16 protein-coding genes are annotated in these 14,498 nt (G+C 41.5%); 13 read left to right on the top strand and 3 right to left on the bottom strand.

What is annotated here, in order from left to right:
- The first annotated feature begins 5 nt into the window (after nt 1-5).
- The 11 genes from ACOVQQ_RS01320 to ACOVQQ_RS01270 all read left to right on the top strand — a co-directional run bounded on the left by ACOVQQ_RS01320 (nt 6) and on the right by ACOVQQ_RS01270 (nt 10,030).
- Nucleotides 6-191, top strand: a complete 186-nt coding sequence (locus tag ACOVQQ_RS01320; RefSeq protein ID WP_421816599.1) for a hypothetical protein — start codon at nt 6-8, stop codon at nt 189-191.
- Between the two features lie 8 nt (nt 192-199).
- Nucleotides 200-415: a DUF350 domain-containing protein gene (locus tag ACOVQQ_RS01315; RefSeq protein ID WP_421816598.1), complete on the top strand. Its 216-nt coding sequence runs from the start codon at nt 200-202 to the stop codon at nt 413-415.
- Nucleotides 408-1,922, top strand: coding sequence for a polyamine aminopropyltransferase (locus ACOVQQ_RS01310; protein ID WP_421816597.1), 1,515 nt, complete (start codon nt 408-410; stop codon nt 1,920-1,922). Before ACOVQQ_RS01315 ends, ACOVQQ_RS01310 begins: the two co-directional genes overlap by 8 nt.
- The gene (locus ACOVQQ_RS01305; protein WP_421816596.1) at nt 1,912-3,516 is read left to right on the top strand and encodes an NAD(P)-binding protein; all 1,605 of its coding nucleotides are present in this window, start codon (nt 1,912-1,914) and stop codon (nt 3,514-3,516) included. The genes ACOVQQ_RS01310 and ACOVQQ_RS01305 overlap by 11 nt, the downstream gene beginning before the upstream one ends.
- Nucleotides 3,494-4,492: a hypothetical protein gene (locus ACOVQQ_RS01300; protein ID WP_421816595.1), complete on the top strand. Its 999-nt coding sequence runs from the start codon at nt 3,494-3,496 to the stop codon at nt 4,490-4,492. Before ACOVQQ_RS01305 ends, ACOVQQ_RS01300 begins: the two co-directional genes overlap by 23 nt.
- Nucleotides 4,489-4,872 carry a hypothetical protein gene (locus ACOVQQ_RS01295; RefSeq protein ID WP_421816594.1) on the top strand — a complete coding sequence of 128 codons (384 nt, stop codon included), beginning with the start codon at nt 4,489-4,491 and terminating at the stop codon, nt 4,870-4,872. Before ACOVQQ_RS01300 ends, ACOVQQ_RS01295 begins: the two co-directional genes overlap by 4 nt.
- A gap of 191 nt (nt 4,873-5,063) precedes the next feature.
- Nucleotides 5,064-5,987 carry an ABC transporter ATP-binding protein gene (locus ACOVQQ_RS01290; protein WP_094485496.1) on the top strand — a complete coding sequence of 308 codons (924 nt, stop codon included), beginning with the start codon at nt 5,064-5,066 and terminating at the stop codon, nt 5,985-5,987.
- Between the two features lies 1 nt (nt 5,988).
- On the top strand, nt 5,989-7,290 hold the full coding sequence (locus ACOVQQ_RS01285; protein ID WP_421816593.1) for an ABC transporter permease: 1,302 nt from the start codon (nt 5,989-5,991) through the stop codon (nt 7,288-7,290).
- Nucleotides 7,291-7,293: 3 nt separating this feature from the next.
- Nucleotides 7,294-8,457 (top strand): sigma-54-dependent transcriptional regulator, encoded by a 1,164-nt coding sequence (locus tag ACOVQQ_RS01280; protein ID WP_298147835.1) that lies wholly within the window; start codon nt 7,294-7,296, stop codon nt 8,455-8,457.
- Nucleotides 8,454-9,068 carry a DEAD/DEAH box helicase gene (locus ACOVQQ_RS01275; protein ID WP_421816592.1) on the top strand — a complete coding sequence of 205 codons (615 nt, stop codon included), beginning with the start codon at nt 8,454-8,456 and terminating at the stop codon, nt 9,066-9,068. The genes ACOVQQ_RS01280 and ACOVQQ_RS01275 overlap by 4 nt, the downstream gene beginning before the upstream one ends.
- On the top strand, nt 9,068-10,030 hold the full coding sequence (locus tag ACOVQQ_RS01270; protein WP_421816591.1) for an ion channel: 963 nt from the start codon (nt 9,068-9,070) through the stop codon (nt 10,028-10,030). Before ACOVQQ_RS01275 ends, ACOVQQ_RS01270 begins: the two co-directional genes overlap by 1 nt.
- Nucleotides 10,031-10,214: 184 nt before the next feature.
- Here ACOVQQ_RS01270 and ACOVQQ_RS01265 read toward each other — a convergent pair whose 3' ends face one another.
- Both ACOVQQ_RS01265 and ACOVQQ_RS01260 read right to left on the bottom strand, forming a co-directional pair.
- Entirely contained in the window at nt 10,215-10,751 is a 537-nt protein-coding gene (locus tag ACOVQQ_RS01265; RefSeq protein WP_421816590.1) for a YceI family protein, read from the bottom strand.
- Between the two features lie 12 nt (nt 10,752-10,763).
- The gene (locus ACOVQQ_RS01260; RefSeq protein ID WP_421816589.1) at nt 10,764-11,129 is read right to left on the bottom strand and encodes a hypothetical protein; all 366 of its coding nucleotides are present in this window, start codon (nt 11,127-11,129) and stop codon (nt 10,764-10,766) included.
- A 45-nt stretch (nt 11,130-11,174) separates the two neighbouring features.
- On the opposite strand from ACOVQQ_RS01260, the gene ACOVQQ_RS01255 reads away from it, so the two are divergent.
- Together ACOVQQ_RS01255 and ACOVQQ_RS01250 are read left to right on the top strand one after the other, a co-directional pair.
- Complete coding sequence (locus tag ACOVQQ_RS01255) at nt 11,175-11,567, top strand: OB-fold protein (protein ID WP_421816588.1); 393 nt, start codon at nt 11,175-11,177, stop codon at nt 11,565-11,567.
- Nucleotide 11,568: 1 nt separating this feature from the next.
- Complete coding sequence (locus ACOVQQ_RS01250) at nt 11,569-12,411, top strand: DUF5777 family beta-barrel protein (protein WP_421816587.1); 843 nt, start codon at nt 11,569-11,571, stop codon at nt 12,409-12,411.
- Between the two features lie 66 nt (nt 12,412-12,477).
- On the opposite strand, the gene ACOVQQ_RS01245 is transcribed toward ACOVQQ_RS01250, so the two are convergent.
- Complete coding sequence (locus ACOVQQ_RS01245; protein ID WP_421816586.1) at nt 12,478-14,493, bottom strand: FG-GAP-like repeat-containing protein; 2,016 nt, start codon at nt 14,491-14,493, stop codon at nt 12,478-12,480.
- Nucleotides 14,494-14,498 lie beyond the last annotated feature (5 nt).

Raw genomic sequence — 14,498 nt, 5'->3', positions numbered from 1 at the left:
GTAGTATGGAAGAAGTGAAAACATTTTTTAGAGAGAATGCGCTTGTTATCGCTATTGCAGGCCTCATTTTTGGGGTTTATGCCTACTCTGAATTTCAAGGAAACGAATTTTGCGACTGTGTGAAAACAGAAACATACCGTCCGCATAGGACAGGAACTATTTATAACTCATCAAGAACTTACCACAAATAACCAGCATTATGAGCGAATTAAACATCAATTTGATTATCAATTCTATCGTTTTTTCGATTATTGGAATCGTAATCATGATTTTAGGCTACTTTTTAATTGAAAAAATTACACCTGAAAATACTTGGAAACAGATCGTACACGAGAAAAATACCGCCGTGGCGATCGTGTTAGGAGCCTTCATCATTGCTATTGCTATGATTGTTAGCGCTGCTATTCATGGATAAACGCAAGCGATTCGAGCTACTACTGCTCGGTGCCGTATTTACGATAGCTACCTGCGGACTCATCTACGAACTAGTAGCTGGCGCCTTAGCGAGTTACCTGCTCGGCGATTCCGTGAAGCAATTCTCGTTCATCATTGGCGTGTATTTGTTTGCCATGGGAATTGGTTCCTATCTGGCTAAATTTCTAACCGGTAATTTGCTGCGCATTTTTATCGATATCGAAATTTTAATCGGATTGGTGGGCGGTTTAAGCTCGGTCGTTTTATTTCTGTTGTTTGAGCAGGTCGATTTCTTTCAGTTTGTTCTCTATCTTTTCGTGTTCGTAACCGGTTGTTTAGTTGGTTTGGAGATTCCGCTGTTAATGAACATCTTGAAAGATCGTGTGGCTTTCAAAGACTTGGTTTCAAACGTTTTTACCTTCGATTACATCGGTGCGCTATTGGCTTCCATTCTTTTCCCACTTTTTTTGGTTCCCAAACTCGGAATCATGGGAACATCGTTGTTTTTCGGACTGATAAACATCTCTATTGCTTGGTTGTTGTGCCGATTACTACGTCACGAATTACCCAAACGGTATTGGCTGGAAGGAAAAGCCATAGCCTCGTTTTTAATCTTACTTACTTGCTTCATTTTTACCGATTATATTCAAGCATTTACCGAGAATAAACTCTACGGCGAAAATATAATCATCAGTAAAAATACACGCTACCAACGCATGGTACTGACGCACAAAAACGACGATTACCGTTTGTACCTGAATAACAACCTACAATTTAGTTCGGCCGACGAGTATCGGTATCACGAATCCTTAGTTCACCCTGCATTATCCTTGGCTAAAGACGTATCCGATGTACTTATTTTAGGCGGCGGCGACGGTATGGCTGTGCGCGAAATTCTTAAATATCCGCAAGTTAAAAGCATCACGTTAATCGATCTCGACCAACAGTTAACGACCGCTTTTCAGCAAAACGATGTACTTAAAAAGCTAAACCATAATTCGCTAAATCATCCAAAAGTTCGCGTTTTCAACGCCGATGCTTATCAGTGGATTAAAACCAACACGAAAAAATACGGTGTTGTAATTATCGATTTCCCCGATCCATCCAATTACAGCATCGGAAAACTCTATGCGCTTAATTTTTACGACGAACTTCAAAAACGCTTGCTTCCCAATGCATTGGTAGCGGTTCAATCGACCTCGCCTTACTTTGCACCGAAGTCGTTTTGGTGTATTCATAAAACTATAAAAGCAATTCTACCACACGCACAAGCCTATCAAACCTATGTGCCATCGTTTGGAGCCTGGGGATTTACCTTAGCATCGCCACAGCCGTTTCAAAATTTTGCGGTGCGACGTCAGGTGGAAAAACTCCGTTTCTACAACTATAAATTTACCGATCTAACATCGTTTTCACGCGATATGTTGGCTCCCGAGGTCGAAGTAAACAAATTGAATAACCAAATTCTAGTGCGCTATTTTGATGAAGAATGGGGAAATGTTCAATAGCCGTCGTCAGTTTCTAAAGCTCAGTGCAGCAGCTCTTGCTTTTTCGGCACTTGCAGGCGCATGTTCCAGCAAAGCAAAACAACTAATTTTGCAATTGTCTGGTGCCAAACACGTGCTCGGACACCGTTTATGGGCCAAGAACTTTCCAAAACCTTCGCAAGATCTTAAAACAGAAATACTTATTGTAGGCGGCGGAATCACCGGTCTGAGTGCCGCTCGTGCTTTAACTAAAATCGGAAAAACCGATTTTCTCCTTTCTGAACTCGAAAATCAAGTCGGCGGAAACTCACGTAACGGCGAAAACAAACACAGTAAGTTCCCAGTCGGAGCACATTATCTGCCACTTCCCAATAAAGACGATAAGCCACTAATTGCCTTTTTGCAAGAAGCCGGTATTGTTCGCGACATTCAAGCCGATGGAACGCTCATCTTCGACGAAACGCAACTTGTTTTTGATCCCGAAGAACGCCTCTTCATCAAAAATAATTGGCAAGAAGGCATCATTCCGAAATACGGAATCTCAATCGACGATCAGCGGCAAATCGACCAATTTATACAAGAAATGGAGTCGTTTCGACGACAGAAAAACGACGATACGTATAGCTTCGCCATTCCTATCACTAAAGTAAAATGGACGCCCGAACTGCGTGCCATCGACCAGCAAACCATGAAACAATGGTGCCTCGCCAATGAATTTACTTCAGAACCTTTACTCGAATATATTGATTATTGCTGTCGAGACGATTTTGGTTTGGGAATTGATTTTGTCTCGGCTTTTGCCGGAATTCATTACTTCGCAGCACGTAAATTCGATCAAGGAAATGAACACGCCGATACTGTATTAACTTGGCCCGAAGGAAACGCTCGCCTTAAAAGTCATTTATTGAAATACGCTTCCAATAAAACCTTGACTTCGCAACTGGTTTACGAAATTAAAACCACCGAAACAGGAGTCGAAGCGCTGGTTTTCGACGAAAAAACCAACCACAGTAAACGAATTTTTGCCCAGAAAGTTCTGGTTTGTACGCCGCAGTACGTCAACAAATATTTGTTTGAAAAACGTCGAAATCTAAGTGCACATTTTAACTACGCTCCTTGGTTGGTTGCCGCGATAACTTTGCGCGATTTTAGCGATAACTTCAATAACGCACTTTCTTGGGATAACGTAATTCACGGTGGAGTAGGGCTGGGATACATCAATAACCGCCATCAAGAATTGCAACAACAAACAGGCAAAGATGTAATCTCGTACTACCGAGCATTTTCGCAAGCCGATCTTGCAAAAGCACGTAAATTACTGTACCAAAAGTCAGCCAACTATTGGAAATCCGAAATCATAAACGATTTAAAAATTGCACATCCGAATATCGAGTCATTTATCGAAGAAATCGAAATCTTTCGCTGGGGGCACGGCATGATTAGTCCAACGCCCGGTTTCTTGTCGGGCAATGCGCTGCGCGAAGCTGCAAAACCAATCGACAATAAAATTTTCTTCGCACATACCGATTTGTCCGGAATCTCGATCTTCGAAGAAGCATTTCATCAAGGTATTCACGTAGTCGAAAACATCTATGGCACAAGCGTGGATTCATAAACCCAAAACCGATTTACTCTTCATCATCGGTCCAACTTGGCTCTCCTTGCTGCTGGTACTCTTGTTTCACCGGCAGTTTACCGAGCTCCAAGAACAATATAATACCCTGTTTTGGCTCGTATTAATTGTGTTTATCGATGTCGCTCACGTGTATGCAACCTTGTTTAAAACCTACTTCAATCGCGCGTATCGTCGAGAAAATCGCAAGCTATTACTCGGCCTTCCCCTGTTTTGTTTTGTACTCGGACTCACGCTAATGGCATTCGGGCAACTCGTTTTTTGGTCGTTTTTAGCGTACGTCGCCGTTTTTCATTTTGTGCGTCAGCAGTACGGTTTTTTTAAAATTTACGCCCGCTTTGAATCGAAACCTATGCCGATTATCGATACTGTAACCATTTATGCAGCAACAATTTACCCAATGTTGTATTGGTTTTTGAGTCCGGCACGAAACTTCAATTGGTTTCTCGAAGACGAGTTTTTTACGTCAAATCAGCCGCTGTTACGAAGTATTTTAGGCTACGCATATGTAGCAATTTTACTGCTGTACCACACAAAAGTGGTTCGCAATTTTATTCAAACCAAATCTTTTAACTGGCCCAAAAATTTACTGCTGTGGAGCACTGCTTTGTCGTGGTATTTCGGTATAGTGCACTTCAATAACGACTTAATATTCACCTTATTAAACGTCGTTTCACACGGCATTCCGTACATGGCGCTGGTGTATGTGCGCACGCAAAGCAGCACTCAAGCACGGCAAACGCGATACACTAAATATGTTGCCATCTTTATAGCTGTTTTATTGTGTTTAGGTCTCGCCGAAGAACTACTCTGGGAAGGTTTAGTCTGGCAAGAACACCTCACATTTCCAATTCAAATCCACGATTCCTGGCAGTTTCTCTGGGTTCCGCTGCTTAGTGTACCTCAATTTACCCATTATTTGCTCGACGGTTTCATCTGGAAATCAGCACCCAAATGATTTTGTTTTTGTCTTTGGGCAGTCCGGCGGACGTTCACTGGAAATCCCTACCAGCCGCCGTCGGGTTTTTCGCTGCAAGTTTTTCGCCGCTCGGCTGTCTGCGTATGGGCTGCAAGGGCTTCTTTCAGTCGCCGTTTCGCTCCAACGCAGCCAAGCCAAGCAGCCAAAAAGCTTTCCGCTCCAACCCCTACTGCAAAAATGTGCACCACAATACGTTCGCAAAAAAAATGCGCTGCTTCAAAATCGTTTTACACGAATATTTCCGCAAATTAATTCAAAAACAAAAGTCGTTAATCATCCAATTAGTCGAAAATAAGGCGCGCTATTCTGGGAATACCGGCGTTTCGCAAGAACATAAATCGAGTTCAACAACAGTCTAATCGATTAGCTTTCAGAACTTCCCACCTTAAAGGCTCATTTATCAACAATAAAGTCTGTTCTACGCAATCGGAACTAGTTTATTAGCGTATTTGAGTTCGCAACTTTTCGTCTTTTTTCCCACGTTCAAATTCGAAAAATGCGACCCACTGTTGTAATGCTTTTCTTAACTTTACACAAATATCAGCCAAGCATGGAGCACATTCTAGAAGTTTCAGATGTTGTAAAAAAATATGGCGATTACACGGCCTTAAACCACGTATCGCTTTCGGTTCCTAAAGGTTCCATATACGGATTATTAGGGCCTAACGGCGCCGGAAAAACTTCCCTAATTCGAATCATCAACCAAATAACAATGCCCGATAGCGGCCGCGTAATTCTCGACGGCGAACCGCTGCAACCCAAACACATTCAAAGTATTGGCTACTTGCCTGAAGAACGCGGTTTGTATAAAACCATGAAAGTAGGCGAACAATGTTTGTACCTAGCGCAGCTTAAAGGGATGTCTAAAAAAGACGCTAAAGCGCAACTCGACTTCTGGTTCGAAAAACTCGAAATTACCTCTTGGTGGAACAAGAAAATCCAGGAGTTAAGCAAAGGAATGGCGCAGAAAATTCAGTTTGTTGTTTGCGTACTCCACAAACCTAAATTGCTCATTTTCGACGAGCCGTTTTCTGGTTTCGATCCGGTAAACGCCAACTTGATCAAAGACGAAATTCTCGAACTAAAACGGCAAGGTTCCACCATTATCTTCTCGACACACCGCATGGAAAGCGTCGAAGAATTGTGCGACTACATTGCATTAATTCACAAGTCAAACAAACTAATTGAAGGCAAACTCGACGACGTAAAGCGCCAGTACCGAACCGCAACGTACCGGATCGGCGTACTCACGCAAAATACCGAACAACTGTTGTATCAATTAACCCAAAAATACACAGTGGCGCAAACGCATTTCAAATCGCTTAATCAAGAGCTGCAATTAGAGGTGGCCATTGGCAACGATACGCCTAACAACTTACTGTCACTACTGCTCAACAACGGTATGGTAACGCATTTCGAAGAGAAAATACCTTCCGTGAACGACATATTCATTCAAACCGTAACTCAAAACTAATATGAGCCTTTTAAAGCTGATCATCAAGCGCGAGTTTATCGCGAAAGTGCGAAATAAGTCGTTTATCGTAATGACATTTTTGAGTCCGCTGATTTTTGTCGTAATCGCGGCAGTAGTTGGTTATTTGGCAAGCATGAAAGCCGATTTACGCCGAATTGCCGTTCACGATCCGGCAAACGTCATTTTCAATACACTAAAAAGCACCGAAGAATACCGCTACGTAAATACTTCGGGCTTAGCGGTAGCCGTCCTCCGCGACAGCGTTAAAGCCGAAAAATTCGACGGCCTTTTAGTTGTTCCCGCAACGACCAAAACCAATGAAATTGCGCAAAAAACACAGTACTATTCCAACGAAAGTGCACCACTCGAATTAATACTCGACTTGGAAGACCAACTGAGCGAGAAACTAACCGCTCAAAATTATCAGGCCGCCGGAATCGATACGTTAGCCATCAATAAGGCACAGGCCGACGTTTCCATTCAGTTAAAGAAATCTTCGGGTGAAGACACCATCAAAGGCGCTTCCTTAATCCGAATCATTATCGGTGGTGGCTTTGGTTATCTCATCATGATGTTTATAATCATCTACGGAAATTTAGTGATGCGCAGCGTTATCGAAGAAAAAACAAACCGAATTATCGAGATTATCATTTCCTCAGTAAAGCCATTTCAACTGATGTTGGGAAAAATAATAGGAACTTCGCTCGCCGGCTTGCTGCAATTCGGAATTTGGATTGTGCTCGGAATCACTTTGCTTACCATAGCATCGGCAGTATTCGGAATCGAAACGGGCGGAACGGCGGGTATTGCTGCAAATGCCGCAGCCGAACAAGTCGATCCATCTAAAATTCAACAACTACTTGCAGCTGTTTGGGACCTGCCCATTGCAACTATTTTAATTTCGTTTGTGCTGTATTTTATCGGCGGTTACTTCCTTTACAGTTCGTTTTATGCAGCAATTGGCGCAGCCGTCGACAACGAAACCGATTCGCAACAATTCTTACTTCCTATCATTATGCCACTGGTGCTGGGTGTGTATATTGGCTTTTTTACCGTAATCAACGACCCGCACGGAACTGTTGCCACAGTATTTAGTATTGTGCCCTTAACTTCGCCTATTGTAATGCTTATGCGCATTCCGTTTGGTGTGCCCATTTGGCAAGTGATTTTAAGTATTGTTCTGCTTTTTGCAACTTTTGTGCTGGTAGTTTGGTTTGCAGCAAAAATTTATCGCGTCGGAATTTTAATGTACGGCAAGAAACCAACATGGAAAGAAATTATTAAATGGACGAAATACGACTAATACGTGAGTAAAATTTTAATTATTGAAGATGAAGCGGCCATTCGCCGTGTATTGATAAAAATTCTTTCAGAAGAAAGTGAAAGTTATGCTGTCGAAGAAGCTGAAGACGGCGTTAGCGGACTTGAGAAGATCAAAAATTCGGATTACGATTTAGTTCTATGCGATATCAAAATGCCGAAAATGGATGGTGTCGAACTTCTAGAAGCTGTAAAAAAAATAAAGCCGGAAATTCCTATGGTGATGATTTCTGGTCATGGCGATATGGATACGGCCATCCAAACGATGAAACTCGGCGCCTTTGATTACATCTCAAAACCACCCGATTTAAACCGCTTGCTGAACACTGTACGCAATGCGCTCGACAAAAAACAGCTCGTAGTTGAAAATAAGATTCTAAAAAAGAAAGTAAGCAAAAGCTACGAAATGATCGGTGAAAGCGAGCCCATCAATCATATTAAACTCATGATTGAGAAGGTAGCAAAAACAGAAGCACGTGTTTTGATAACCGGACCAAACGGTACTGGAAAAGAATTAGTAGCCCATCAATTACACGAACAAAGCGATCGGGCAGCTGCTCCTATGATCGAAGTAAATTGCGCTGCCATACCTTCGGAACTTATTGAAAGTGAATTGTTCGGACACGTTAAAGGCGCTTTTACCTCGGCCGTTAAAGATCGTGCGGGAAAATTTGAAGCTGCCGACGGTGGTACGATTTTCTTGGACGAAATTGGCGATATGAGTCTTTCCGCGCAAGCGAAAGTACTACGCGCACTTCAAGAAAATGTGGTGACACGTGTAGGTGCCGATAAAGACATTAAAGTAAACGTTCGCGTAATAGCGGCTACAAACAAAGATTTAAAAACGGAAATTGCCGAAGGACGTTTTCGCGAAGATTTATACCATAGATTGGCGGTGATTTTGATAAAAGTTCCGTCGCTAAACGAACGAAGAAGTGACATTCCATTGCTGATTAATCATTTCGCTGCCAAAATTGCCGAAGAACAAGGAACTGCTGTTAAGAAATTCTCGGAATCGGCAATTACCTTACTGCAAGAGTACGATTGGACAGGAAACATCCGAGAACTACGCAATGTGGTTGAACGCTTGATTATTTTGAGCGGACAAGAAATCTCGGAAAACGATGTAAAATTATTTGCCAGTAAATGAATTTAAAGAAAATTAAGCCCGAAGTAGCACAATGGCTAAACGATCTGGGCGCCACAACAGCAACCGAATTGCAGGAAGAAACATGGTCGCTGATTAAATCGGGCGTTACTACTGCCGTTCTCGCTCCAAAAGGTTCGGGAAAAACTACGGCCTTAGCTATGCATGTGGCTCAAAAACTCGATGGCGCTCACGAACAATCGCCTCGAGCATTAGTCTTGTTACCTGATAATCCGGCGGTGGATGCTTTTGTACTCAACACAACTTCTTTGTTTATTTCACTCGACTTAAAGCTGTATCCCGTTTACGACAAACGAGATATCGATGTCGAGAAAAATGAAATCAGTGAAGGAATCGACATATTGGTAGCGCCAATAAGTAAAGCGGCATTAATTTTTGCTGGAGCGGGTTTTAACGCCAATCGTTTGAAAATAATTGCAGTCGATCAGCTGGAAGATATGGTTGCCACAAGAAACGAAACCAAATTGCTGCGAATTTTAGACAGCATTTTCGTCGGACAACGATTAATTTTCGCGGAAAAGTACAACGAGAAAATCGAGATGGTAATAGATCGTGTTTGCGAAGAAGGTGAAATTTTTGATTACTTAGATTAATGGAATTTTTCAAACAAAATAAGAAAGCAAAGGCCGAGCTAAACTCCGGATTTGGCACCAACGCCACCAGTTACGGCGGTAGATTTGTGAATAAAGACGGTTCGGCGAATATTCGTAAACGCGGACTTTCTTTTTTTGATCGGATCAGCTGGTATCACACCATGCTCGACATGCCTACGTGGAAATTCTTGTCGATTTTATTTGGATTCTATTTCGCAATCAATCTAGTTTTTGCCACCTTGTACTATCTTATAGGGATTGAGTATTTAAACGGCATCGACAACAATGGTTCTGAGTGGCTAAAATTCGGTAAAGCTTACTTTTTCTCGGCTCAAACCTTTACCACTGTGGGTTACGGTCATATTTCACCAAACGGATTTGCGACAAGTACTTTGGCCGCTGCCGAAGCCCTAGTGGGTTTGCTGAGTTTTTCCATTGCAACAGGTTTATTTTTCGGACGTTTTAGCAGACCGCGTGCGTATATTAAATTTTCCGATTGTGCGGTAATTGCTCCATATCGCGGTGGTACGGCACTGATGTTGCGTTTGGTTCCATTCAAAAACACCAATTTAACCGATGCCTATGTCAAAATTACCTTAGGTATGGTCGTTGAAGAAGATGGGAAAAAAGTCAATAAATTCTATCAGCTTCCACTTGAGATGCAGCACGTAAATTTGCTAACCTTATCGTGGACAGTGGTTCATCCGATTACGGAGGAAAGTCCGCTCTATCAATTCACGGCAGCAGATTTCGCTAAAATTGAAGGCGAAATTTTAGTGTTCATTAAAGCCTTCGACGAAATGTTTTGTACTACCGTGGCGGCAAATTCCAGCTATCTGTTTACAGAAATTAAGTACGGTGCGAAGTTTAACATGATGTATTTCGATGCGCCGGATGATACTATAACTATACTGGAACTCGACAAACTAAACGACGTAACCGAAGTAGAGCTGCCAAATTAAAATCACTGAATTCTGCAAAGAATGAGCTTAGCAAGTTTTAGAATGCGTATCATAGTCGTTTACTTACTGGTTTAAAAAGATGATATCTTATTAAAGCACGCAGTTATTGCGCTAGATCCTAATCAGTAATCGGAATGATATTTTAGCTCTGGAGTATCTTCAGAAAAATCGAGCTTGTATTTTACTACTTCAGTAAAAACATTCCTGTTACGTCGATTTTATTACTCACTTTCGATTTTACTACACTCGGAATTTTAATCGCATAATCGCTGGCATTTACGTTAAATGAGGTTTGAATTTCGATGCCTCCGTCGTTCTTTCTAATTTTAGCTGCTGCGGTAACGTCGTTGGTTTTTCCGTGCATTTCAAGTTTGCCTTTTATTTGATATTCTGTCCACGAAGTAGTGAGTTTATCGGCATTAAACCCCGTGATTTTTCCTTTAAAAGTAGCTTTTGGATAGGTATCGCTTTCCACATAATTTTCATTAAAATGCTCTTCCATCAATGCAATTTTAAAACGGAATGCTTTCATGAGCGCCAAAGTTGCTATTTCACCGTTTTCTTTATTTAAAACACAGGTTACATTTTCGTTTTTAGCTTTTACTTCTTCAAAACCCGGAACGCTGGCTTCAAAGGCAAGCTTGCCCGTTTTTGTTGTTAATTTTTGAGCAAGCGACAGACTTGTACTGAGGATAGCGAATAAAAAGAGTATTTTTCTCATGGTTTTTGGATTTTAATTTTGAAAGCCGTCTTGCTGCCAACGAACAAATAGTTCTATCGTTGAATCGGGAAAACGCGGACCGCCTTGTGGCATAAGTAAATCGTCGCCGTTAGGAAGTGCAATACGTCCGAGTAAATCTTGATTTAAAATGGCATTTCTTACTTGATCGGCGGTTACTAAGGGCATCGGAGCACCTAAAGTAGGAACGGCGCCGTGGCAATTGGTACAGCTGTTAGATACAATGGGCGCAATATCGCGCGAATAAAGTACCGCTTCATCTGCGGGAACTTCCGCTATCAAGTCGTTTGTACTATCGTTTGTACAAGAAGTTAGTGCCGCTGCAAAACTTATTACAATTAGATATCGTAAATACATCATATTACTCAACTTTTTATCTATTTTTAAATCTACAAAACAATTTCTATGAATCGCAAAAAAATTATTATCATCTGTTCCGCTCTGGTACTTCTCTGCTTTTTGGGCTATCAGTACGTTTACAAAGGGCATCGGGATATTTCTTCTGAGGATGCTGTAGCAACGCTTTCGGTTGCGCAACTCAACGAGCAATATACTCAATCTGCCGAGAAAACAACTCAAAAATTCCTGGATCAAACTATTGTTATATACGGGAAAGTAACGTCTTCAGATTTAAAATCGAAGAACTTATTGATAGACAATGGAGTAGATGTTACCTTGACAATGGCTGAAACCGTACCTGCAGCAGGAGCTGAAGTTCGTGTGAAAGGACGCTATGTTGGTTTCGACGATTTGCTCGAGCAACATAAAATTGTAGATGCAACATTAATTACAAAATAAGATGAAAAAGAATATTTTACTAGTTTGTTTATTGGCGTTTTTTGGAGGACAAGCTCAAGATGATTTGCTGAATGAAATCGACACGGCAAAGGCCGAGCCTGTTGTTGAATCGGCTTTTAAAGCGTTGAAAATTGTAAATCTTGAATCAACGAAATTAGCAGCGAAAGGCGATTTCTATTTCATTGTAGCGCACCGTTTTGCTTCTATTGAAACAGGTTTCGAAGATTTTTTTGGACTTGATAATGCCGTTACTCAGCTTAAATTTTTATATGGCGCAACCGATTGGCTTACTATTGCAGCTGCGCGAAGCGAACAGGCTTACGACTTTTCGGCAAAATACAGTTTGGTACGTCAGAAAGTTGGCGGTTTCCCGGTAGCCATTGTTGGATTTAACAGTTTGGGAATTAACAATGAATTGGATAAGGCTATTTATCCGAAATTAGAGTTTAATAATCGTCTGATTTATGTTTCTCAATTGTTGGTTTCGCGGAAGTTTTCAAAGCGCCTATCACTCGAATTGGCGCCAACTTTCTTCCATGAGAATTTTGTAGATATCGATTCGCAAGACAATAGCCAGTTTGCTGTTGGAATGGGTGGTAGATACAAGATAAGTAACCGCGTTTCCATAAATATTGATTATGCCGCTCACTTAAATCGTTCAACAGATTCGCCGTATCGCAACCCGCTTTCTGTAGGAGTTGATGTAGAAACAGGGGGGCACGTATTTCAGATGCATTTCTCGAACAGTCAAGGTATTCACGAAGCAGGTTTCTTAGGCAGAACAACGGGTGATTGGAGCACTGCCAATATCTTTTTTGGATTTAACTTAGTTCGTGTTTTTTAAAAGATTTATTTCATAAAAAAAGGCGTCGCAAGCAATGCGACGCCTTTTTTTGTTCTAGTTTCTAGCTTATTGCTTAATGAACTTAGCTGTTTTGCTTTTACCGTCAGTTGTTTTGATAACGGCAACATATGTCCCAGGAGTAAGGTTAGAAACATTCACTGTGTTGTTTTTCACCAATCCTTTCAATAATTTCTTACCAGTAAGGTCGAAGATTTCGTAAGAGTCGAGTTCAAAACCATCAGCTTTGATGTTTAGCGATTCGCGAACTGGGTTTGGATAAATAGTTACAAGATCCTGTGAAACTCCGCCGGTAGAAAGCGTTTGTCCTTCAGTAAGGATTATGGCTTTGTTAACTTCAGGGCCCCATAATTCGTCGATTGTTCCAGAAGGCCATTTTACTACTACTTTAACAATCGCTTCGTTAGATCCAAGTCCGAAATGGGTATTAAGTGAACTCATATGACGAAAACCATCACCACTTCTTACATCACGAATTTGCATGCCAGACGCGGTATGCATTTCTATACGTGCACCAATACCGTTTTTATTACTTTGAACGCCATTTAAACAAATCTTAGACCAGTTATTATCGTTACCGTTAGATAAGTAGATTTGATTGTTGTTCTGAATATCCAAGAAACCATCGTTGTTCAGGTCACCTACAGGTCCATTAGTTGGCACTATAGTTTTTGGTGTAAAAGTCCAATCACCATTATTTTTCATGATGGTATTGTTGCCCATGAAGATATCAACCCATCCATCATTATCATAATCGTGAGCGTTATTCTCGATGTTAGTTGCTGTAAAGGTATCAAGCCCAGATCCTACAGTAATGTCGGTAAAAGTACCGTCGCCATTGTTTTTTCTTAGTTTATGTCCGCCATCTGCAAATGAGCTTGCACCAATCATTGCGTCCATATCCCCATCATTATCAAAATCAGCCCATGCAGCCGACCAAGATTGCGATGGTTCATTCATTCCAGCGGCAACACTTACATCTGTCCAGGTATTATTCCCGTCGTTTCTGTGCAACTCGTCAACTTTCGCATTAGAAGCGCCACCACGACATTTCGCTATGAATAAATCTTGATCGCCATCATTATCGTAATCAACAAATATAGAACCATAGTTTCCTCCTGAAGGAAAATCGCCGAGACCTCCTTGACTAAACGTATAGTTTCCGTTTCCGTCGTTCAGATAGCGCACATTTGGTTGCACATCGTGACATACAAAAGCATCTAGATTTCCATCATTGTTCAGGTCGATGAAATTACTTCTTTGCGAAAAAACATATTCGGTTCCTTGCATTAACGTAAAACCTGTTCCAGCGGCATTTTGTTTCATAAAAGCAACACCAGAACCATTTCCGTAAAGTAAGTCGTTCTTACCATCTTTGTCGATATCTCCAGCAGCAACACTCCATGTAGGCATGTAGTTTGTAGAAGGTGCAGACATTTGAATTGTGGTAAATCCGCCTACGTTTGGAATTTGACGCAAAACAGTTACCTGATTTGGCGCAATCGAAACAATGTCGTCCAAGTAATCACCGTTCATGTCAACTACACAATTTTGGTAGCCGCCAGTTAATGAAATCGACTGTTGAGTGAAGGTTAGAAATGGAGGTGGTGGAGGAACGAACTCGTCTTCTATAAGAGAAAAAGTAAAACCGTTAGCGCTCCAGTTGTTATCAAAAGCAATGTAATATGTTGTTCCTGCAGTAGCTTCGAATTCTGCTACAGAAAGATAACTTGGGTTGCCTAATACTCCGCTGTCGTCATCGCCAGTAACACAAGTAAGCGATCCACAGCTTCCAGAATAAACGGAAAAGCGCGTGTCGCCGTTAAGGTTTACCTCTAGGTCGGTCGTTATCGTTACTAAAAAGTTTTGGGTGGGAGTGTACACATACCAGTTTGCTGCTGTTGCTGGATCTCCAGTATTACAGAAAGTAGTGTGAGGTGTTCCAGCAATCGTTGGAACAACTGTTAATCCGGCTGTAACTGGAACGGCATTTGCGCAATTTGATTGTGCTACTGCTGCCTGTAAAGACAGGACGGAGAGTGTTAAAAGTAGTTTGTTTTTCATGGTAA

Origin of the sequence: Flavobacterium sp. (assembly GCF_049240005.1) — a bacterium.
In the GTDB taxonomy this organism is placed as follows: domain Bacteria; phylum Bacteroidota; class Bacteroidia; order Flavobacteriales; family Flavobacteriaceae; genus Flavobacterium.
The sequence above is the reverse complement of the archived record's forward strand: the minus strand, read 5'-3'. Positions and strand labels throughout refer to the sequence as shown.